We start from the raw sequence: 21395 nt of genomic DNA on the forward strand, positions 1-21395 counted from the left end.
TTTAGGCCGCGTCGGGGCGTACCGAGCGCGGCAGCGGGAAGAACTCGTTCTCTTCCGCGGCCGACACCGTCTCCACATGCAGCTCGTAGCGCTGGGCAAAGGCGTCCATGATCTCCTCGACGATCACCTCGGGCGCGGAAGCGCCGGCCGTGATGCCGAGACTCGTGATGCCTTCAAAGCGATTCCAGTCGATGTCGCTGGCGCGCTGGGCGAGCACCGCGATCGGGCAGCCCTCGCGCTCGGCGACCTCCCGCAGGCGCTGCGAGTTCGACGAGTTTGGCGCGCCGACCACGATCAGCGCGTCGACCACCGGCGCCACCTTCTTCACCGCGAGCTGACGGTTGGTGGTGGCGTAGCAGATGTCTTCCTTGTGCGGCCCGGAGATGTTGGGGAAACGCCCCTTCAGGACCGCGACGATATCGGCGGTGTCGTCGATCGAGAGCGTGGTCTGGGTGACGAAGGCGAGGTTATCCGGATTCTTCGGGGTGAAGGTCGCAGCATCGTCGGCGGTTTCGATCAAGGTCACCGCGCCCTGCGGCAGCTGCCCGAGCGTGCCGACCACCTCGGGGTGATGGGAATGGCCGATCAGGAGGATTTCGCGGCCACGCTTGAAGTGGATCGCAGCCTCCCGGTGCACCTTGGTCACCAGCGGACAGGTCGCGTCCAGTGAGAAGAATTTGCGTTCCTGGGCCTCGGCCGGAACCGATTTCGGCACGCCATGGGCCGAAAACACCACCGGTGCATCGGTATTGTCGGGGATCTCCGCGAGCTCCTCGACGAAGATGGCACCCTTTTTCTTCAGGCCGTCGACGACATATTTGTTGTGGACGATCTCGTGGCGGACATAGACCGGGGCGCCATAGATGGTCAGGGCCCGTTCCACGGTATCAATGGCCCGCACCACCCCGGCACAGAAGCCACGGGGCGAACAAAGCACGAGTTTCAGGTCTGGTTTGGCGGACATGGGAGCGATCTCGGGACCGAATCACCCCTCACCGGCAGGCCAGGGACGGTCAATGGACGGTCAATTCAGGTTACGACTTGGTACTGGTTTCGGGCGCTGTCAAGGCAGTTTAGCGCCCAATCCGGCCCCTTAAGCGCTGCATAACACAAAGCGTCCTAGCTTACTTAATAAAAGATCGAGGTTCATTAACTGTTCGGGGCCGCGGCCCAGAACCATTGCGCGGGCGGCCGCAAAGGGCCTATATAGGCCGCAATTCCCGTCATCGTTGATGACCCCCGGTTTCGCCTGCAAAACAGGTGGGCGAAGCACAAAGGAGATTTGCCATGAGCAACGCACCGCTGATGCCCAAGGCGACCGCCGTCTGGCTGCTCGACAATACTGCACTGACTTTCGATCAGGTCGCCGATTTCACCAAGATGCACCCGCTCGAGGTGCGCGCCATTGCCGACGGCGACGCCGCCCAGGGCATCAAGGGCATGGACCCGCTTTCCAATGGGCAGCTCACCCGCGAGGAGATCGAAAAGGGCGAGAGGAACCCCGAATACCGCCTGCGGCTGCAGGAGACCAAGGTGGTGCTGCCGCCCCAGGCCAAGCGCAAGGGCCCGCGCTATACCCCGGTGTCGCGCCGCCATGAACGGCCGAGCGCCATCCTGTGGCTGGTTCGCAACCACCCGGAGCTGAAAGACGCGCAGATCATGCGCCTCGTCGGTACCACCAAGACCACCATCCAGAGCGTACGCGACCGCACCCACTGGAACGCTTCCACTCTGACCCCGATGGACCCGGTCACGCTCGGCCTCTGCTCGCAGCTCGAGCTCGATTTCGAGGTTCAGCGCGCGGCCAAGGAGAAGCCGATCGATGCGGCCTATGGTGGCGCCACGCTGCTGCCGGCCTCCGAAACCACGCGCAAGGAGCCGGAGTACGAGACGTCGGAGCGGAAGAGCGACGATCTCAACGTCGACGCCGTGTTCGCCAAGCTCAAGACGATCGGCGGCAAGAAGCACGAAGAGGAAGAGTAAGGGGCGAGCTGCCGCTTCGTATGGCGAGTAGAGCGCAAGCAAAACCCACCGCCTTCGCCAAGGCAGCGGAAGATGGTGGGTTTCGCTTCGCTCTACCCACCCTACGGTTCTTGCTACGGTTCTTGGCGCGTTCAGCCCAACTCGATCTCGTCCGAGACCTCATGGGTCAGGCCAACGGTTCCTAGCGTCAGCACCATCTTCGCCTGCAGCTTCTCATGACCTTTGAGGCGCCCGCTGGCGATGCCGTCGCGCACCGCCTTTTCGATCTCGCGCTGCGATGTGATACCGACCTTTTTCAGAAACCTGCGCAAGCTTTCGTTGAACAGGTCTTCGTTCATGACAGCCTCCCGCTGGGATAAACGTCAGTTCGGGTGGTTTAGCATCCATTCACCGAGATCGCGCTGCTTCTTGTCGGCGCGGGTGACCGCGTCGCCCCGCTGGACATCGCGATCCTTGCGGCAGGCGACATATTCAGGCGAACCGGCTGTGCCGGCCGTACGGCGGCAATAGGCATCGTCATCCTCGCTGAGTCCCGCGGACATCGGGACCTCGGTGCGCGAGACGCAGGCGGACAGCGACAGCGCGGTGAGGGCAAGGGCTAGGAGGTGTCGGGCGGTAATCAGGCGCATCCAGGGTTCCAGGCTTGGTCGGCCCGCACTCAGTAGCGCGGATTGAGGAATTTGTAAGTCCCCCCACAGCGTCATCCCGGGGCACGGGGCGCCGGCAAAGCAGCGAACCGGGAATCCAGAAGTTGCGGCGCGAGATTCTCAGGTGTGCTGCGGCACACCTGGGTTCACGCGCGCGCATTGCCCCGGAATGAGCGTGCAGATCTCACACCCTGTCCTTCAACGCCGCGCCGATCTCCTCGAGCACCTTGGGGTCCTCGATGGTCGCCGGCATGGACCAGGGCTCGCCGTCGGCGATCTTCTTCATGGTGCCACGGAGGATCTTGCCCGAGCGTGTCTTCGGCAGACGCGCCACGGTGATGGCGAGCTTGAATGCGGCGACCGGTCCAAGCCTCTCGCGCACCAGCGCCACGATCTCCTTCTCGATCTCAACAGGCGCGCGCGTCACGCCCGCTTTCAGCACCAGGAAGCCGCAGGGCACCTCGCCCTTGATCGCATCATTGACGCCGAGCACGGCGCATTCGGCAACATCGGGATGTGAGGCGAGGATCTCCTCCATGCCACCGGTGGACAGCCGGTGCCCTGCTACATTGATGATATCGTCGGTGCGACCCATGACGAAGACATAGCCGTCATCGTCCTTGAAGCCGGCGTCGGAGGTTTTGTAGTAGCCGGGAAATTCGGTGAGATAGGCGTCCCTGAAGCGATCCTCCTGTTGCCACAGCGTCGGCAGACAACCGGGCGGCATCGGCAGCCTGATCACGATCGAGCCCATGGTGTTGGCTGGCACCGGCTTGGCTGATTCATCCACCACGTCGACCTGGTAGCCCGGCATCGGCACGGTCGGCGAGCCGTGCTTGACCGGCAGCATGCCCAATCCCATGGGATTGCCGGCAATGCACCAGCCGGTCTCGGTCTGCCACCAATGGTCGATGACAGGCACTTCCAATTGCGCCTCCGCCCACTCGACCGTCGGCGGATCGGCACGCTCGCCGGCGAGGAACAGCGTGCGGAAACGCGACAGGTCGTATTGCCTGATGAATTTTCCTTCGGGGTCTTCCTTCTTGATGGCGCGAAACGCGGTCGGCGCAGTGAAGAAAGCAACCGCCTTGTGCTCGGAGATGACGCGCCAGAATGCGCCGGCATCGGGCGTGCCGACCGGCTTGCCCTCATACATGACCGAGGTCGCACCATGAAACAGCGGCCCGTAGACGATGTAGCTGTGGCCGACCACCCAGCCGATGTCGGAGCCGCACCACCAGACCTCGCCGGGGTTGACGCCGTAGAGGTTGAACATCGACCATTTCACCGCGACGAGGTGCCCGCCATTGTCACGCACCACGCCTTTCGGCACGCCTGTCGTCCCCGACGTGTAGAGGATATAGAGCGGATCGGTCGCAAGCACCGGTACGCAGGGCGCAAGCTTGCCGGCGAGCAGCGCCTTCTTGCGCAGGCTCGCCCAATCGTAATCGCGTCGCGGTGTGAGATCGCATTCGGCTTGCGGCCGCTGCAGGATGATGCAGGCATCGGGCCTGGCGGAGGCGAGCCTGATCGCTTCATCGAGCAGCGGCTTGTACTGCACGACGCGGCCGGGCTCGATGCCGCAGCTCGCGGAAAAGATCAGCTTGGGCCGCGCATCGTCGATGCGGGTCGCCAGTTCCTTGGCCGCAAAGCCGCCGAACACCACACTATGCACCACGCCGATACGCGCGCAGGCAAGCATCGCCACCACCGCTTCCGGCACCATCGGCATATAGAGGATGACGCGATCCCCTTTGGTGACGCCGAAATCGGTCATGATCGCCGCAAGCGTCTGCACTTCCCTGAGCAGCTCGGCATAGGTGAATTTGGTGATGGTGTTGGTGAGTGGCGAATCATGGATCAGCGCCAGCTGGTCGGCGCGGCCAGTTTCGACATGGCGGTCGAGCGCGTTGTAGCAGGTGTTGACCACCGCGCCGGTGAACCAGCGGCCGTAGGCGCCTTGCGTGGAATCGAATATTTTTTTCGCGGGCTCGATCCAGTCGATCTCCCGCGCCGCTTCCGCCCAAAAACCTTCGGGATCTGCGAGCGAGCGCGCATAGACCTCGTGGTAACGGCTTTTTCCCAGGATGTTCATGGCATCTCTCTCCCGCTTGTCTTGACCTCACCGGCCGCGGTCGTCTCGGCCATGATCCGGATCAATTGGTCACGATTTTTGCGGCATTGTCCGAGGGATGCGCCTTCGTTTCAAGCCGAAAGAAGTGCGCCGTTTGGCTATTGCGGCCCGATCGACTGCAGGTAATCCAGCCGCTCGCGCATCGCCTTCTGCAGGTCGTAGCCGGCCTTTCCGAACGAGGCATTGCGCCTGGCAATAAATTCCTCCTGCTTGCGCCGCAGGTCGCGCACCGTGGTGCCGCCGGCTGCCGCGCGCACCAGCTTGGCGTTCATCGCATTGATCTCGCGATCGAGATCGGCGAGGTCGGGGCTGGCGCAAATCGCCTTTTCCACCGCGCGGCGGGCGGTGGCGCAATTGAAGCTCGGCTTGCCCGCCACCGCCATCATCGCGCCGAGCCGCTCCAGCTCCAGCGCGATGCGGCGGTAATTGTCCTTTGCAGCCGGGTGATTCGGATCGAGCTTGAGAGCCGCAGAGAAATCGGCGACGGCCCTCGGCCGGTCACCCTTCTTCCAATAGAGCTCGCCGCGGGCATTGAAGATGTTTGCGAGCGTCGGGTCGACCCGCAGCAGGACGTCGTAATCGGCAATGGCGCGGTCGGCCTGGCCCTGCCGTGCGAACGCACTGCCGCGCGCCGTCAGCGCCTTGATTCGGTCGGCGCGCGCCGTCTTGTCACTGTCGATCAGTGGGCCGCAATCGTTGATGATCCTGTCATCGACCCCCGCGGTAACGGCGGCAAGGCAGGGCGCGGGATCGATCGGCGGTTCCTTCTCCGCACCCGCGGCGGTCGCATGCGCGAACGCAACGCCGGCCGACGCCGAGAGCGCCAGCGCGGTGGACAATAACAAAGCTTTCAAGGCCAGGCGCATCCCGGAACCATAAAACCCCGCTTTGCCACGCCACCGCTCGCACGGCAATGCCCCGCCTGTACATGTGGATTTTGATGCTAAGTTACACACGCAACACAGCGTCTTGCCATCTCCAGGGACTTTCAAGTTGACCACCTTCGAATGGATCATCGGCCTCCTGCTCGCCTCGGTCATTCTGTCGGCGCTGGCACGGCGTTTGGGCGTGCCCTATCCGACGTTCCTCGCCGTCGGCGGCGCGCTGCTCGCCTTCGTCCCGGCCTCACCCTTCTGGACGCTCGATCCAAAACTTGCGCTGGCGCTGTTTGTCGCACCCGTGCTGCTGGACGCCGCCTACGACACCTCGCTGCGGGATTTGCGGGCCAACTGGCTGCCGATCTCGACGCTGGTGATCGCCGCGGTCGGCGCCACCACGGTGATCGTTGCGGTGCTGGTGCATCATCTGCTGCCTGACATGCCATGGCCGGCCGCGATCGCGCTCGGCGCCATCGTGGCGCCGCCGGATGCGGCGGCGGCGACCGCCGTGTTGCGCCAGGTCAACCTGCCCTACCGGATCATGAAGATCCTCGAAGGCGAGAGCCTGCTCAATGACGCCAGCGCGCTCCTGATCTACCGTATCGCTGTCGCCGCCTGGGCGGCCCAACATCTGAGCTGGAGCGAGTTCTCCTCTTCGATCGCGCTCGTCCTGGTCGGTAGCGTTGTGGCGGGCCACCTGTTTGCCAAGTTCTGGATGTTTGCCGCCCCGCGCTTCGAAGATGCGCCGAGCGCGATCATCCTGCAATTCGTCGGCGCCTTCACGGTGTGGATCGTGGCCGAGCGGCTCGGACTCTCGGGGATCCTGACCATCGTCGTCTATGCCATCGCGCTGGCCCAGTTTGTGCCGGCGCGTACCTCGGCGCGGTTGCGCGTGCCGAGCTATGCGGTATGGGACACCGCGGTCTTCATCCTCAATGTGCTGGCCTTTATCATGATCGGCCTGCAGCTGGGCCCGATCTGGAGCCGGCTCGACGATGCCGTCCGCTGGCAATATAGCGAGATCGCGGGTCTCGTGCTCGCCGCCGTGATCCTAGCCCGCATCGGCTGGATCGCGATCTATCAGGTGACCTTGCGGACACTCGCGGCCCTGCGACCGGCTCGCGCGCGCGAGACCATCAAATTGCCGTCGCCGAAAAGCGGCATCGTCATCGCATGGTGCGGCATGCGCGGCATCGTCACGCTGGCTTCCGCCTTTGCACTGCCGGAAAGTTTTCCCTATCGCGACCTGATCCTGCTCACCGCCTTCGGGGTGGTGCTGGGATCGCTGGTGATCCAGGGCGTCACGCTGCGGCCGCTGATTGTCGCGCTTGACCTCAAGCAGGACAATTTCGTCGCCGGCGAAGTCGCCCGTGCCCGCGGCGCCGCCTATCGCGCCGCGTTGGAGGAGATCGACGGCGATCCTTCCGAGGAGGCGGAGCTGCTGCGGCTGGAATATCGCGGGGTCCTGCTGCAGGCTGAAGGCGATCCTGATGGTGCCATTACCTCGAGCGAACTGCCCGCCGACCCCTTGCGGCGGCGCGCGATCGCAGCCGCCCGCAACGCGATCCTGAAGCTTCGGCAATCCGAGGCGATCGGCGACGACGCCTTCCACCAGATCGAGGAAGAACTCGACCGCGCCGAGTTGGGCGCCAACGGCTGATTGCGTGACGATAGGCTGTACATTGTCCAGGTCGGCGCCCCAATCTGAACGGCGAGCAATGCACGCTACATTGCCCATTGAGCCCACGCACGTGGCGCGTTTATAAGATCACATTTCCCGCAACGTTCCTTAAGCGATCTCGATGGCCTCGAGACTTGCAATAGCGGCATTGACCCTGCTGCTGGCCGCAAACGAAGCCGGCGGCCAGCAACCGATCATGCCCGGCACCATGCCGCGCATTGGCGAGGTCGATCCACGCTTTCAGTCCTACAATGTGGAGATGGTAACGGTCACGGGCGGACGTTTCTGGAAGCCCTATGGCAGCCGGCGGGATCGTGAGCTCTACGCCGAGAGGCCGCCGATCGATCTCGCCAACGCGCGCTTGCGCAAGCTCGCGGCGGCGCTGGGCCCGGCCTACATGCGAGTCAGCGGGAGTTGGGCCAATGCGACGTATTTTGCGGATGCGGACGAGAGCAGCGGAGCGCCGCCTTCCGGCTACAACGGCGTCCTGACGCGTGCACAGTGGCGGGGCGTGCTCGACTTTGCGGCTGCCGTTGATGCGCAGATCGTGACCTCCTTCGCCGTCAGCCCGGGCAGCCGCGATGCCGCTGGCGCCTGGCGGCCTGCGCAGGCGAAACGCCTGCTCGCCTATACGGGTTCGCTCGGCGCCCATATCGCAGCCGTAGAGTTCATGAACGAGCCAGACCTCGCATCGCAGAACGCTGCGCCGCCAGGATATGACGCGACCGCGTACGGGCGCGACGTCGGGACGTTTCGCGATTTCATGAAGACCGCCTCGCCTGAAACTCTCATTGCCGGCCCTGGTAGCATCGGCGACGGCGCGGCCCCTGCATCCGGGCTGGGACCCCGCGATCTGCTCGCGGCCACGGCTCGCGATTTCGACGTGATCTCCTATCATCACTACGATGCGCTCTCGCCGCGCTGCGGCGGCCGCGACTGGCCGGCGCAGGCGCTGACAGAGGCGTGGCTCTCCCGCACCGACAAGGCGCTCGCCTTCTACAAGACCCTCCGCCACGAATATGCACCCGGAAAGCCGATCTGGCTGACCGAAACTGCGGACGCCGCCTGCGGCGGCAACGCGTGGGACGCGACATTTCTCGACAGCTTCCGCTATCTCGATCAGCTGGGGCGGTTGGCGAAATCGGGCGTGGCCGTCGTCATGCACAACACTTTGTCCGGCAGCGACTACGGCCTGCTCGACGAAAAGAGCTTTGCGCCGCGACCGAACTACTGGGCGGCGCTGCTGTGGCATCGACTGATGGGAACGACCGTGCTCGATGCTGGGGTGCCGATGCAAGGCGGCCTGCATGTCTACGCTCATTGCGATCCCGGACGGTCGGGCGGTGTAACCATGCTTGCGATCAACGCCTCGGACAAGCCGCGCGCGCTGACGCTGCCGCTTGCCACGATGCGCTACACATTGCATGCACCGCGGCTGCAGAGCGGCACGGTGCTGCTCAACGACGCGAGGCTCTCCTTGCGAGACAGTGACGCACTGCCGGAGATTGCTGGCATGCCGACCGCGGCGGGATTGGTCGCACTCGCGCCTCGCACCATCACGTTTCTTGCGATTCCGAAGGCCGCGAACCCTGCATGCAGCTAGCAATGTCCGCCGGACATGAGGGACGTGTCGCCATATCGCTTGTAGCTTCTTGCATTTTGGCTCAACTCTCGGGCGTACCAAACTTCCATCTGCGGGACATTTCATGCCGCGCGTGACGATCATCGAGACCGGGCTCATCGCCCAGCGGCGGCGCGACCGTCACGGGTCGTTTCCCCAGATGTTTCAGCGCATGATCCATGCCGTGGATGCATTCATCGCCTTTGACGTCGTGAGCGTCATCGCGGGCGGGCCGCTTCCCGATCCGAAGACGCTGGAGGCGATCCTGATCACGGGCTCCTCGGCCGGCGCCTATGATGCGCTCGACTGGATCGCGCCGCTGGAGGATTTTGTCCGCGCAGCCTATGCGAGCAGAACTCCGATGGTCGGCGTCTGCTTCGGACACCAATTGATGGCGCAGGCACTCGGCGGCGTCGTGCGGAAATCGGACAAGGGCTGGGGCATCGGCCGCCATGTCTACGACATCGCGCCCGGCAATGGCGTGATCGAGGACCGACGCATTGCGCTCGCCTGCTCGCACCAGGACCAGGTCATTGAGGCGCCACCTGCCACCAAGACCTTCATGTTCTCCGATTTCACACCCCATGCCGGGTTGCTCTACGGCAACGGCGCCGCGCTGTCGGTGCAGCCCCATCCAGAGTTTTCGGTCGGCTTCGCCAAAGTCTGCTGTGAACTGCGCGAGGGCAACGCGCCGGATGATGTGGTGGCGACGGCAAAGGCCTCGCTGGAGCTGCCGCTGGAGAACGAGAGGCTCGGCGAGGCGATCACTCGGTTTCTCTGCAAGAGCTCGCACCCATCACCGTCACCCTGAGGTACTCGCTTCAGCGCGCTCGTAGGGCGACGGCCCTGCTGCAACTGCGGACCCGCTCATCCTTACACGGCACTTACGCGCCTTCTCGGGAATGACGGATCGAAAGACGCAAGCCCCTCACACCCGCGCCATATCCAGCGGAGGCGCCACGTCGGCCGGGATCGGGCAATGGTAAGGATGGCGCGCGGTGCGGGCGGCGTGATCGGCCTTCGCTGCGTCCCGCAGCGCCTGGTCGGTCAGAAGCTTGCAGGCGGTTGCCGCCATCACCTTGGCTACATGAACCATGCCCTTGTGCGCGGCGGGCATCTTGCCCTGCGCCACCACCTGCCACGAATGCAAGGGCGTGCCGATCGCCATCATCGCGCCATGGGCCTGCACGGTGGGGACCGCCCAGCTGACGTCGCCGACATCGGTCGAGCCGCGCATCAGGTTACGCGGCGCATCCAGCGGGATGATCTTGTCGCACAGCGGCGCATCGCCGCGCGGCTCGCCGACGGTGCGGTAGACGCTGTCGATATCCTGATCGGTCAGCGTGTCCTGAATCGCCCTCGCGAACTTGCGGTCGGCCATGTCGAAGGGTGGCGGGCCGAGCTGCTGCAGCACATCGTGCATCGCGCGCTCCAGAGGGTCATTGGCGAGCAGGTTCGACACCGCGCTGATGATCTGCGGCTCGACCCTGGTCTCGGTCATCAGCGCCGCGCCTTGCGCCACCCTCTTCACCCGCTCGACCAGCTCATGCATGCCGGCAAGATCGCGCGCCCGCACCGAATAGCGCACTTTCGCCCGCGCCTGCACGACGTTCGGCGCGATGCCGCCGGTCTCCAGCAGCGCATAATGGACACGCGCATCGCCCGGCATATGCTCGCGCATATAGTTGACGCCGACACTCATCAGCTCCACGGCATCGAGCGCGCTGCGCCCGAGATGCGGCGAGGCTGCCGCGTGCGACGCGCGGCCGTGGAAGGTGAAGTCGATGCGGGTGTTGGCGAGCGACACCGCCGGCATCACCTCGCAGAAGCTTGCTGGATGCCAGGAGATCGCGGCATCGACGTCGCCGAAGGCGCCGGCCCGCACCATGAAGGCCTTGGCCGCTCCGCCCTCTTCCGCCGGACAGCCATAATAGCGCACGCGGCCCTTGAGGCCGTTTCTGGCTAGCCAATCCTTCACAGCGACCGCCGCGAGCATCGCGCCGGCGCCAAGCAGATTATGACCGCAGCCGTGGCCGTTGCCGCCATTCTCGAGCGGACGTGGCTCGGCGATGCCTGCTTCCTGCGACAGGCCGGGCAGCGCGTCATATTCGCCGAGGATCGCGATCACCGGACCGTCTTCACCAGCCTCCCCGATCATCGCGGTCGGGATTCCGGCAACATTGCGCGTGATGCGAAAGCCCTGCCGCTCGAGCTCGGCCGCATGCTCGGCAGCGGACCGCGTCTCCGCATAGCACAGCTCCGGCATCGCCCAGACCCGGTCGCTAAGCGCGATCAACGGCTCCTGCTTGGCGTCAACGAATTGCCAGATGTCGCGGCTGTCGTTCATGGGGCAAATATCTCCTAATAAACCGGCATACGTGTTTAGCACGTCGGCGCGCGATTTCACGTGCTGTCAACGCCGGCTATCGCGAGCGCCGCGCGGCGCGGCGCACGCGATGGTTGAAATAGCGCTGGTAACCGTGGAGACGCTCAGAGAAGCGCGTCGTGAAAAATTCATCGATAACGACGCTTGACACAGACATCCATTCAAGGCCCCCTCCTTCGCCGTGCTCGAAGCAAGAAGGGCGCCGCCGCTTCGGCTCAGGCCCCCTTGCCGCGGCCGCTCTTCTCGGCTGCGCGACGCAAGGCTTCGGCAAGCGCGCCGCCGCCCGCCTGCTCCTGCGGCTTGCGGCTGGAGGCGGATTTCGTCGACACCTGCGACGTCTCGCGCGCCGGCCCCTTCGCATCCTGCTTGGCGCCGACCTCGTCGTCGAGCCGCAGCGTCAGCGAGATGCGCTTGCGGGCGACCTCGACATCCAGCACCTTCACCTTGACAATGTCGCCCGGCTTCACCACCTCGCGCGGGTCCTTGATGAAGGTTTTCGACATCGCCGAGACATGGACAAGGCCATCCTGGTGCACGCCGATGTCGACGAAGGCGCCGAACGCGGCGACATTGGTGACCGTACCCTCCAGGATCATGCCGCGCTTGAGATCCTTGATCTCCTCGACACCCTCCTTGAACACCGCCGCCTTGAACGCGGGCCGCGGGTCGCGACCGGGCTTTTCCAGTTCGCGCAGGATGTCGGTCACGGTCGGCAGGCCGAACGTGTCGTCGACAAAGGATTGCGGCTTGAGCTGGCGCACGACGTCGCTGTTGCCGATCAGCGCCTTGATGTCGCTCTTGGTGGCGCTCAGAATCCGCCGCACCACCGGATAGGCTTCCGGATGCACGCCCGACGCATCGAGCGGGTCCTCGCCGCCATTGATGCGCAGGAAGCCCGCACATTGTTCGAACGCCTTCGGTCCCAGCCGCGGCACCTCCTTCAGCGCCTTGCGCGACTTGAACAGGCCGTTCTCGTCGCGATGCTGCACGATGCTCTGCGCGAGCGACGGGCCGATGCCCGAGACCCGCGACAGCAGCGGCACCGAGGCCGTGTTGAGATCGACGCCGACCGCGTTGACGCAGTCCTCAACCACCGCATCGAGCGATTTCGCTAGCTTGGCTTCGCCGAGATCGTGCTGGTACTGACCGACGCCGATTGCCTTGGGATCGATCTTCACCAGCTCGGCCAACGGATCCTGCAGCCGCCGCGCAATCGACACCGCACCGCGCATGGTGACGTCGAGACCAGGCAGTTCGCCCGATGCGAAAGCTGAGGCCGAATAGACCGACGCGCCGGCCTCCGACACCACGATCTTTGTCATCTTCAGATCGGGCAGCAGCTTCACCAGCTCGGTCGCGAGCCTGTCGGTCTCTCGCGAGGCGGTCCCGTTGCCGATCGCGATCAGATCGACGCGATGCGCGACCGCCAGCTTGCCGAGAGTGGCCAGCGCCTCATTCCATTGCCGCTGCGGCTCGTGCGGATAGACCGCGGTGGTCGCCAGCACCTTGCCGGTAGAATCGACGACGGCAACCTTCACGCCGGTACGATAGCCGGGATCGAGCCCCATGGTCACGCGTGCGCCGGCCGGCGCCGCCAGCAACAGGTCGCGCAGGTTGGAGGCGAACACCCGCACGCCCTCGGTCTCGGCCGCCGTCCACAGCCGCATGCGCAGGTCGATGTTGAGATGGAGCTGGATCTTGGTGCGCCAGGCCCAGCGCACCGTCTCCATCAGCCAGCGGTCACCCGGCCGGCTCTGGTCGGAGATCTCGAAGCGCCTCATGATCTTCAATTCATAAGTGCCGGGCACGCCCGCGGCCGGCGGCTGGACCTGGGACTGGGCCTGCGGCTCCGGATCGATCTGCAGGTCGAGAATTTCCTCCTTCTCGCCGCGGAACATCGCGAGGATCCGGTGCGAGGGCATCTTGTGCAGCGGCTCGCTCCAGTCGAAATAGTCCTTGAATTTCTCGCCGTCGGTCTTCTTGCCCTTGCGCACGCTGGAGACCATGCGCCCCTTCGACCACATCTCCTCGCGCAGTTCGCCGATCAGGTCGGCGTCTTCATCGAAACGCTCCACCAGGATCGCGCGCGCCCCCTCCAGCGCGGCGGCCGCGTCAGCCACGCCCTTCTCGGCATCGACAAACGGCTTCGCCGCCTGTTTCGGATCGTTCTGCGGCTCCTTCAAGAGCAGCTCCGACAACGGCTCGAGCCCCGCCTCCTTGGCGATCTCCGCCTTGGTACGGCGCTTCGGCTTGAAGGGAAGATAGATGTCCTCCAGACGCGCCTTGCTGTCGGCGGCGAGAATCGTGGCCTCCAACGCCGCATCGAGCTTGCCCTGCTCGCGGATCGACTCGAGAACGGCCTTGCGGCGCTCTTCAAGCTCGCGCAGGTAGGTCAGCCGCTCCTCCAGCGTGCGCAGCTGCGCGTCGTCGAGCGTGCCGGTCAGCTCCTTGCGGTAGCGGGCGATGAACGGCACCGTAGCGCCACCGTCGAGCAGCGTGACCGCGGCCTCGACCTGCTGTTCACGAACACCAAGCTCTTGCGCAATTTTCTGATTGATGTTTGCCACGCAAAATCCCTCTGGAACCGATCGAGGCGACCGAACTGCCGTCGCGGGACGGTGCTTATGGACCAGGTTCGATTGATTCATCAAGCGGCATTGTGGAGCAAATCACCGTGTCAGTAACGCGCGGCATTTGCCCGATCTTTGCACAGCTTTCCGCCACGCTTACTGGACGGTTTGTATTTGAGACTATCCGCCGTTACCGGCGGCACGATCCGTGGGCGGCGCCTGACCGGCCAACTACCACCAAATATTCCGCGGAATCCAGCTCGCTTTCCGTTTCAAGCCAGTAGCAATTTATCGCGCGATGCCGCAGACTATGACTTGGTCGTGACCGCCGGTCATCCGTCCGGCGGATGACAGCTTTGGGGTCTCTTGCAATGACCGCCACGCCCGTCGCGAGTTCGATCAATTCCACCGCGCTTCCGGTCACGGCCACAATCGGTGCCCTTGGCGTCGTCTATGGCGACATCGGCACCAGCCCCCTCTACGCATTGAAAGAGGCGGCCCGGGCTGCGGCCGATGGCGGGACGCCCAGCCCAGGCGCGATCCTCGGCCTGGTGTCGCTGATCCTGTGGGCGCTGATCCTGATCGTCTCGATCAAATATGCGCTGCTGATCCTCCGTGCCGACAACCGTGGCGAAGGCGGCATCGTGGCATTGCTGGCGCTGCTGCACGTGCGTAGTGCCGCGCCCGGCACGTGGCGCGCGCAGCTCCTGATCGTCGGTCTTGTCGGCGCAGCGCTGCTCTATGGCGACGGCGCCATCACCCCGGCGATTTCCGTGCTCAGCGCCATCGAAGGATTGAAGGTTGATGCGCCCTCGCTTGCACACATCATCGTACCCATCACCATCGTCATCCTGGTCGGGCTGTTCATCATGCAGAAGCATGGCACCAGCATCATCGGGCAGATCTTCGGCCCCGTGATGTTCGTCTGGTTTGCCGTGATTGCAGCCCTTGGCATCCACGGCATCGTCAAGGCGCCGGCCGTGCTTGCCGCGCTGAGCCCTCTTCATGCCTTCGAGTTCCTGATCCACGAAGACTTTCGCATCAGCTTCGCCGTGCTTGGCGCCGCGTTTCTCGCGGTGACGGGCGGCGAGGCAATGTATGCCGACATGGGGCATTTCGGCCGCGTGCCGATCCGGCTTGCCTGGTTCAGTGTCGCGCTCCCGGCGCTGATGCTGAACTATTTCGGGCAGGGCGCTCTTTTGCTCACCGATCCGACCGCACTCGACCATCCCTTCTATCAGCTCGCGCCTGATTGGGCGCAATATCCGCTGGTTGCGCTCGCAACCGTTGCCACCGTGATCGCGTCGCAGGCAATCATCTCCGGTGTATTTTCGCTGACCCAGCAGTCGATCCAGCTCGGCTTTCTGCCGCGGATGCAGATCAACCACACCACGAGCCATGCCATCGGCCAGATCTACGTGCCGCTGGTGAACTGGCTGCTCGCGGCGGCGACGCTCGGCGCGGTGATCGTCTTCGGCTCGTCGGATGCGCTGGCCGGCGCCTATGGCATTGCCGTGTCGCTGTTGATGGTGATCACGACCTTGCTTGCGGCGCTGGTCGCCATCCAGTGGGGCTATTCGCCCGTCATCGTCATTGCGGTGAACGGCTTCTTCTTCATCATCGACTGCATCTTCTTCGCCGCCAATTCGACCAAGCTGATCGAAGGCGGCTGGTTCCCGCTGGTGCTGGCCGGCGTCGTCGCCTTCCTGATGCTGACCTGGCGCAGTGGGGTCAAGCTGGTCGAAGGCGCGCGCGGCAGGCTTCGACAGCCCGAGGAAGAACTGATCGAGACCGCAATCAGCAAATGCCGCGCCCGCCTCTCCAGGACGGCGATCTTCCTGGCGTCGACGCCGACGGGCGTTCCGCTCGCGCTGACCCAGTTCGTCAAGCATAACCAGTGCCTGCACGAGCGCGTGCTGCTGGTCACGATTCTGATCGCGGAGTCACCGCGCATCGCCGACGAGGATCGCGTCGAGGTGATCGAGATCACGCAAGGCATCACGCGGGTCATCCTGCATTACGGCTTCATGCAATACCCGACTATCCATGAAGGGCTGCGGCTTGCCTGTCGGCAGGGCAAGCTCGAGGGCATCGACCTCGCCGACGTTACCTATTACATCGGCCGTGAGACCATCATCCCGCGCGAGGATGTCCCGGGCATGTGGGTGTGGCGCGAGGCGATTTTCGCCTTCCTGCAGCGAAACGCCGAGCGGACGGCCGCCTTCTTCGACGTGCCCACGCGGCAGGTTGTCGAATTCGGGACCGAAATCGAAATCTAGCGCCTGCTCAATTGTCGGCCAGCCGCTGCGACCTGCTTCTCGATGTGGCGACGCGGACCGGCGTCGCCAGCATCGAATAATGGCCGGCATCGTCGATCATCTCGGAGGTCGCAGCCGGATAGGCCACCGCAAAGGCGTTGCGCGCTTGAGAAGCTGCGGAGCTTGGGGTGTCTTATGTAGATAAACTTCAATGGCCCCGATCGAGGCGAGCGGACCTACGACCTTGCAAGGGTTCCTTCACCTTGATCTGGGGATACACCCGAATTGGCTATAGCCGGGGATCCCTTCGCGTTGAAGAATCGCCGCCGCTGCTGTGGGCCAACCGGAGATGTCCGATGGGTGTGGCAGGCTGGCGCTTCGCGCATATGAAGAGAATGAAGAGAACGCTCCGCGTCCGGGCGGTTCTCGTCGGCGTGCTGGAAGAGTTGCCGTTTATCTGCCCGGTGGTGGTCGCAATCGGCTCGCTGATGATGATCGTAATCACGCTCTACAAGGATTGGCCGCAGTGACGGCCCGCTTCGGCACGGTGCGTTGCCGCGCTGCCGTTCACCGCGCGCGCTGATGTTTGATCATTTTTTCAGGCCAGTCTGAAACAGGAGTTCTTGAACAACGCTCCGAATATCGGCGATCAATGGCTGTACGTCACGCTTGCGACGAATACGTCTCTGCAGCCGAGGCGCAACCCTCACGTGTGCGTTACTGCTCTTACAGAAAAGACCTCACCGGTCGCCCGGTGAGGTCGAAGATGCCCAAGCAAGAAATCTCCCATGCGAAAACTCGCTATTGCGGCGTCAATCGCTCCAGTTCGTTGAGCCGTTTCAGTGCCGCCTGCTGGCGGAGCATGCCGTAGTTGATCCCGGACGCATTGAGCGAACTGCCCTCCTGGTATGGGAATTGATCGAAGTCGGAGAAGAACTCCTTGATCTTTCCCTGGACGGGCACGATCAACCACATATTTCGCGCAAGAAACTCAATCGCTCCACCGCCTTCTTTCATGCCGCGCTCGTAGGGGTCCATCCGCAGATTGGCAATCAACGCCCAGGATGGCACTTCTCGTGTTGCGGTTGCGATGTTGCCCTCGGATGCAATTGCAAAACTCAGCTTCCAGTCATTCCATCTGATGGCGTTGAGATTCCCGCCCTGATCGAAATAATAGAGGGCATCGCGCGGACCCTGCTTCACCTCGCCTTTGAAATACGGCATGAAGTTGTAGCCATCGAGATGCACCTTGAAAGTTTTGCCGCCGGCGGCGAACCCGGTTTTCATCTTCTCCTTGATGTCGGGGATGCCCGCTGCCGCGCAGAGCGTTGGGAACCAGTCGATCAGCGAGATGATGTCGTTGTATTGTGTTCCCGGCTTCACCACGCCGGGCCAGCGCACCATCATCGGAATGCGCATCCCACCTTCCCATGTTGTGCCTTTTTCCCCGTGGAAGGGTGTCATGGCGCCGTCAGGCCACAGTGCGAGTTCTGCGCCGTTGTCGGTGGTGTAGACCACAATCGTGTTGTCGGCGATGCCGAGGTCATCCAGCTGTTGAAGCAGTTCGCCGATCATTCCATCGTGCTCGACCATGCCGTCCGCCTCGATGCCCTTCCCCGTCTTGCCGAGAGACCCCTGCTTCAAGTGGGTGAAGACATGCATGCGCGTCGTGTTGAACCACACGAAGAAAGGGCGATTTGCCTTGGCTTGCCGGCCGATGAAATCCTTGGTCGCACCCAGGAACTCCTCGTCGACGGTCGGCATGCGCGCCGTATTCAACGGGCCGGTGTCTTCGATCTTTCCGTCCGCCGATGACCTTATGACACCGCGCGGTCCATACTGCTTTCGGAATGCGGGGTCCTTTGGATAGAAATATCCTTCGGGCTCTTCCTCGGCATTGAGGTGATAGAGATTGCCAAAGAACTCGTCGAAACCATGCTTGGTAGGCAAATGTTCGTCGCGGTCGCCGAGATGGTTCTTGCCGAACTGGCCGGTGGCATAGCCCTGCGTCTTCATGACGTCGGCGATGGTCGGCATCCAGTCCTGGATGCCGTGAGGATCGCCCGGCATGCCGATCGTGAGAAGGCCGGTTCGGAACGGCTCCTGGCCGAGAATGAATGATGCGCGTCCAGCCGTACAACTCTGCTGGCCGTAGCTGTCGGTGAAGATGGCGCCCTCCCGGGCGATGCGGTCGATATTGGGCGTGCGATAGCCCATCATTCCCATCGTGTAGGCGCTGATCTGCGGAATGCCGATATCGTCGCCGAATATCACGAGGATGTTCGGCTTGCGGCCCGAAGCACCTGCCGCCGGAGCTGGCGTCGCTTGCTGCGCCTGTACGGGCGACACCAAAGCCGAGGTCGCAAGAGCGGTCGTGATCGCTGCTGTCCCTGCGAGGAGATTTCGCCGGGTGGGCACACTTTGCCGAGAGAGTGAACTTGACTGTTCTGATACGCTGGGGCCGTCGACCTTGTTCGCCATAAATCACCTCCACTAACGGGCCTAACAGCAGGCCCTGCGCGTTTCATCGCGGCTTCGAGATGATATCCCATGAGTTTCGATCGCGATGTGCGTTTTGTGCCAAGCGCTCCAGCAAAGTTCTCGTTGATATCGAGCCTTCGACGGCTGGCCGAAAGGAGCGGCTTTCGGCCGCGCGGCAAAACGCGCTCAAAGCCCGAACAATTTTTCCGCGTTGCCATGCGCGATCCGCTCGCGGTCGGCGGCGGACACCGGGATCTGCTCAAGAAACGCGCGCGCCTTGCCCATCGAGGCGTAGGGATAGTCGGCCGAAAACATGATGCGGCTGACGCCGATCTCGAGCAGCAGATCGAGAAATGTCGGCGCGAAATTGAAGCCGGCGAAAGTGTAGTGCAGATTGTCGCGCAGATACGCACTGACCGGGCGCTTGAGCCGCGTCAGCTCGACCGGCATCACGTCGACCCGTTGCATGAAGAACGGCAGGCCTTCGCCCATATGGCCGATCACGACCTGCAGCCTGGGGAAGCGATCGAATACGCCGCCCAGCACCATGCGCAGCACATGCACCGCGGTCTCGATGTGCCAGCCGAAGCCCGGCCCCGCCAGCATTTCGGTCACAAGCGGCGCAAAGCCGCCGAAGGACGCATCGATCACGGGCCTCGGCGGCCTGGTCGGATGCAGATAGATCGGCGCGTCCAGCGCTTCGGCGGCCTCCAGCACCGGCCAGAAGAATTTGTCGTCGAGATAGCGGCCGCGCTGATGGCCGTTGATCACCGCGCCGGCGAATGCCTGATCGCTGACGCGACGTTGGAGCTCCTCGGCGGCCTGGTCCGGTGCCGCCATCGGCAGCGCCGCGAAGCCGGACAATCTTGTCGGGTAGCTGGCGATCGCGTCGGCCAGCACATCGTTGGTCTCGTGTGCGAGCGCCGCGGCATCCGCAGCTTCCAATTGCTCGACGCCCGGTGCAGTCAGCGACACCACCTGCATGTCGATGCCGGCGGCGTCCATCTGGGCGATCCGCCCTTTGCCGAGGTCGCACAGATCGCGCATCAGATGCTCGGCGCGGCTGCCAAGCTGGCGCGCCTGTTCCTTGAGATCGCGGCCCGGGCCATCGAGAAACGCAGGCGTCGCGAAATGCTCTTCAAGCGTGATGGTACGCATGGCCTGATGCTCCGTTGTGTTTGAGCCCTGTCGAATCCTGCTGCGCTATGGTGCCGCCGACGCGGGTTGCGCTGCACGACAACAGTAATCAAGCCGGCAAAATACGCCAATCCCTTCCCAGAGGCCGCTGTCGCGTCTGCCAGCCAGAAGACCTACCGCCCCGGCGATTGCAGCCTCAGTTCATACACAGCGGTGCCGAACATCGAAGGCGTCTCGCGCTCTGCGCCTGGTCCCGCGAGTCTCTCGAGCGAGACATCGACCGAGAGCGAATTGAGCCGGCATTCTGCCTTCCAGTACTCGGCGAGAACAGTGCATTCGTTCGCCGCCATGTTGTAGAGCGTGCGGCGCGCGCTGTCCTGGGCCGTCGGCGAGGGTACATCGCCAATATCAGCCACGCCCTCGATGCGGGCGCGGAACGTCGTCGTGATCTGGATGACAGGATCGGGACCGAATGCCGAGGCGACCGGCGGCTCTCTACCCGGGAAGATTGCCGGCTGTGCCGACGCGGCCGAGAACGGCACCAATGCCGCAAACGTAACAGCTACAAGAGTCCTCATGACCGTTCCCCTATCCCGGGCCAAGCGCTGGTGAACTTAGGTCCTGTTCGCATCCTGATCATGACGGTTGCGCGAAAGCGCGATGGGATCGGATTGATCGCCATCGCGCTAGTGCTTCCTGATCGAGGCTGCCCTTCAGGTCGCAGGCAAGCTTCACCCGCGCGTTCCGCCGCGCGACCAACATGACGCCGGGAGAATTCAGGCAGCAGGCCCGTTAGCGGAATGCGCCGCGGCAAATCAGCCGGCGGCATGGAACCGAATCTGCCGCGGCCGGTTAGCAGTCCAAGTCTTCTGTTGCTACGGGAGTGAACGCCATGGACAAGGATCGGATTGTCGGTACGGCAAAGGATTTTGCTGGGAAGGCAGAGACCACGGTCGGCGAAATGGCCGGGGACGCCGGCACCCAGGCCTCGGGTCGCCTGCGCGAGGCCGCCGGCACCGCGCAGAATTTGTACGGCCAGGCCAAGGATGCGACGCGCGACGCGACCGATGCCGCCAGCAACTATGCCAAGCAGGCCTATGAGAACAGCGGCGACACGTTCCGCGATGGGTCGGAAGCACTTGCCAAGAGGGTTCGGGACAATCCGATCGGATCGGTCCTGATCGCGGGCGGCATCGGCTTTGCGCTCGCCTTGATGATGATGCGGCCCTCGCCGCCCTCGCGCCGCCGCGGCCGCTATTTCGGCTGACCGGGCGTGGGATCACAGAGATGACGAACTTGCGGAGATGAAGTCGTGAGTGACGATATTCCGCTGGCGCCCTATGTCTATGAGGGCCTCGACCCTCTCCCGGAGCCGAAGTCGGCTTTCACACAGGCTTCGGAGGCGGTCGCGGGTACGGTCCGTGGCATCAACGACGCCATCGAGGCGGGACGCAAGCCCGGCAGGCCGCTCAGCATTCTCAGCAACATCGCGCGCGAGGCACCACTCGGCTCGCTGCTCGTCGCGTTCCTGCTGGGCGTTGCCATCGGCCGGCGACGGATGAGCTGATGGCATTGGGCTGAACCGCAGCGTCAGATTCTCGCGCGCCGCGGCCGCGTCA

At 63.7% G+C, this 21395-nt stretch carries 19 protein-coding genes; 9 read left to right on the forward strand and 10 right to left on the reverse strand.

What is annotated here, in order from left to right; all coding sequences use genetic code 11:
* Window position 1 precedes the first annotated feature (1 nt).
* Entirely contained in the window at window positions 2–964 is a 963-nt protein-coding gene (gene ispH / locus A3AI_RS0111615) for a 4-hydroxy-3-methylbut-2-enyl diphosphate reductase (RefSeq protein WP_024515737.1), read from the reverse strand.
* Window positions 965–1287: 323 nt separating this feature from the next.
* Here ispH and A3AI_RS0111620 point away from each other — a divergent pair, with 323 nt between their 5' ends.
* Window positions 1288–1983, forward strand: a complete 696-nt coding sequence (locus A3AI_RS0111620) for a DUF1013 domain-containing protein (RefSeq protein ID WP_024515738.1) — start codon at window positions 1288–1290, stop codon at window positions 1981–1983.
* A gap of 131 nt (window positions 1984–2114) precedes the next feature.
* Here the strand turns inward: A3AI_RS0111620 and A3AI_RS0111625 are convergent, their stop codons facing one another.
* From A3AI_RS0111625 to A3AI_RS0111640, 4 genes are all read right to left on the reverse strand, one after another.
* A complete protein-coding gene (locus A3AI_RS0111625; protein ID WP_024515739.1) occupies window positions 2115–2321 on the reverse strand; it encodes a DUF6494 family protein in 207 nt (68 codons plus the stop codon).
* Between the two features lie 24 nt (window positions 2322–2345).
* Window positions 2346–2612, reverse strand: coding sequence for a hypothetical protein (locus tag A3AI_RS0111630; RefSeq protein ID WP_024515740.1), 267 nt, complete (start codon window positions 2610–2612; stop codon window positions 2346–2348).
* Window positions 2613–2814: 202 nt separating this feature from the next.
* A complete protein-coding gene (locus tag A3AI_RS0111635) occupies window positions 2815–4725 on the reverse strand; it encodes a propionyl-CoA synthetase (RefSeq protein WP_024515741.1) in 1911 nt (636 codons plus the stop codon).
* A 137-nt stretch (window positions 4726–4862) separates the two neighbouring features.
* Window positions 4863–5630 carry a tetratricopeptide repeat protein gene (locus A3AI_RS0111640; RefSeq protein ID WP_024515742.1) on the reverse strand — a complete coding sequence of 256 codons (768 nt, stop codon included), beginning with the start codon at window positions 5628–5630 and terminating at the stop codon, window positions 4863–4865.
* 127 nt (window positions 5631–5757) lie between these two features.
* Here A3AI_RS0111640 and A3AI_RS0111645 point away from each other — a divergent pair, with 127 nt between their 5' ends.
* The 3 genes from A3AI_RS0111645 (at window position 5758) to A3AI_RS0111655 (ending at window position 9755) form a co-directional block, all read left to right on the forward strand.
* Entirely contained in the window at window positions 5758–7302 is a 1545-nt protein-coding gene (locus A3AI_RS0111645; RefSeq protein WP_024515743.1) for a cation:proton antiporter, read from the forward strand.
* Window positions 7303–7444: 142 nt separating this feature from the next.
* Window positions 7445–8926, forward strand: coding sequence for a glycosyl hydrolase family 79 N-terminal domain-containing protein (locus A3AI_RS0111650; RefSeq protein ID WP_036048072.1), 1482 nt, complete (start codon window positions 7445–7447; stop codon window positions 8924–8926).
* Window positions 8927–9029: 103 nt separating this feature from the next.
* Complete coding sequence (locus tag A3AI_RS0111655; RefSeq protein ID WP_024515745.1) at window positions 9030–9755, forward strand: type 1 glutamine amidotransferase; 726 nt, start codon at window positions 9030–9032, stop codon at window positions 9753–9755.
* Window positions 9756–9872: 117 nt separating this feature from the next.
* Here A3AI_RS0111655 and A3AI_RS0111660 read toward each other — a convergent pair whose 3' ends face one another.
* Together A3AI_RS0111660 and A3AI_RS0111670 are read right to left on the reverse strand one after the other, a co-directional pair.
* Complete coding sequence (locus tag A3AI_RS0111660; protein WP_024515746.1) at window positions 9873–11291, reverse strand: M20 family metallopeptidase; 1419 nt, start codon at window positions 11289–11291, stop codon at window positions 9873–9875.
* 254 nt (window positions 11292–11545) lie between these two features.
* The gene (locus tag A3AI_RS0111670) at window positions 11546–13897 is read right to left on the reverse strand and encodes a Tex family protein (RefSeq protein WP_024515747.1); all 2352 of its coding nucleotides are present in this window, start codon (window positions 13895–13897) and stop codon (window positions 11546–11548) included.
* A gap of 374 nt (window positions 13898–14271) precedes the next feature.
* Here A3AI_RS0111670 and A3AI_RS0111675 point away from each other — a divergent pair, with 374 nt between their 5' ends.
* Window positions 14272–16179: a potassium transporter Kup gene (locus A3AI_RS0111675; RefSeq protein WP_024515748.1), complete on the forward strand. Its 1908-nt coding sequence runs from the start codon at window positions 14272–14274 to the stop codon at window positions 16177–16179.
* Between the two features lie 374 nt (window positions 16180–16553).
* Window positions 16554–16688, forward strand: coding sequence for a hypothetical protein (locus tag A3AI_RS49910; protein ID WP_283807225.1), 135 nt, complete (start codon window positions 16554–16556; stop codon window positions 16686–16688).
* A 271-nt stretch (window positions 16689–16959) separates the two neighbouring features.
* Here the strand turns inward: A3AI_RS49910 and A3AI_RS0111690 are convergent, their stop codons facing one another.
* From A3AI_RS0111690 to A3AI_RS0111700, 3 genes are all read right to left on the reverse strand, one after another.
* Window positions 16960–18639 (reverse strand): arylsulfatase, encoded by a 1680-nt coding sequence (locus tag A3AI_RS0111690; RefSeq protein WP_024515749.1) that lies wholly within the window; start codon window positions 18637–18639, stop codon window positions 16960–16962.
* A gap of 186 nt (window positions 18640–18825) precedes the next feature.
* On the reverse strand, window positions 18826–19797 hold the full coding sequence (locus tag A3AI_RS0111695) for an amidohydrolase family protein (protein ID WP_024515750.1): 972 nt from the start codon (window positions 19795–19797) through the stop codon (window positions 18826–18828).
* Window positions 19798–19949: 152 nt separating this feature from the next.
* Window positions 19950–20354 carry a hypothetical protein gene (locus tag A3AI_RS0111700; protein ID WP_156927735.1) on the reverse strand — a complete coding sequence of 135 codons (405 nt, stop codon included), beginning with the start codon at window positions 20352–20354 and terminating at the stop codon, window positions 19950–19952.
* Window positions 20355–20482: 128 nt separating this feature from the next.
* On the opposite strand from A3AI_RS0111700, the gene A3AI_RS50220 reads away from it, so the two are divergent.
* From A3AI_RS50220 to A3AI_RS0111710, 3 genes are all read left to right on the forward strand, one after another.
* Entirely contained in the window at window positions 20483–20572 is a 90-nt protein-coding gene (locus A3AI_RS50220; RefSeq protein WP_156927753.1) for an AraC family transcriptional regulator, read from the forward strand.
* Between the two features lie 96 nt (window positions 20573–20668).
* On the forward strand, window positions 20669–21043 hold the full coding sequence (locus tag A3AI_RS0111705; RefSeq protein ID WP_024515752.1) for a CsbD family protein: 375 nt from the start codon (window positions 20669–20671) through the stop codon (window positions 21041–21043).
* A 45-nt stretch (window positions 21044–21088) separates the two neighbouring features.
* On the forward strand, window positions 21089–21343 hold the full coding sequence (locus tag A3AI_RS0111710) for a hypothetical protein (protein ID WP_024515753.1): 255 nt from the start codon (window positions 21089–21091) through the stop codon (window positions 21341–21343).
* Window positions 21344–21395 lie beyond the last annotated feature (52 nt).

The sequence above is a fragment of the Bradyrhizobium sp. Tv2a-2 genome (genome assembly GCF_000472425.1).
GTDB lineage: Bacteria > Pseudomonadota > Alphaproteobacteria > Rhizobiales > Xanthobacteraceae > Bradyrhizobium.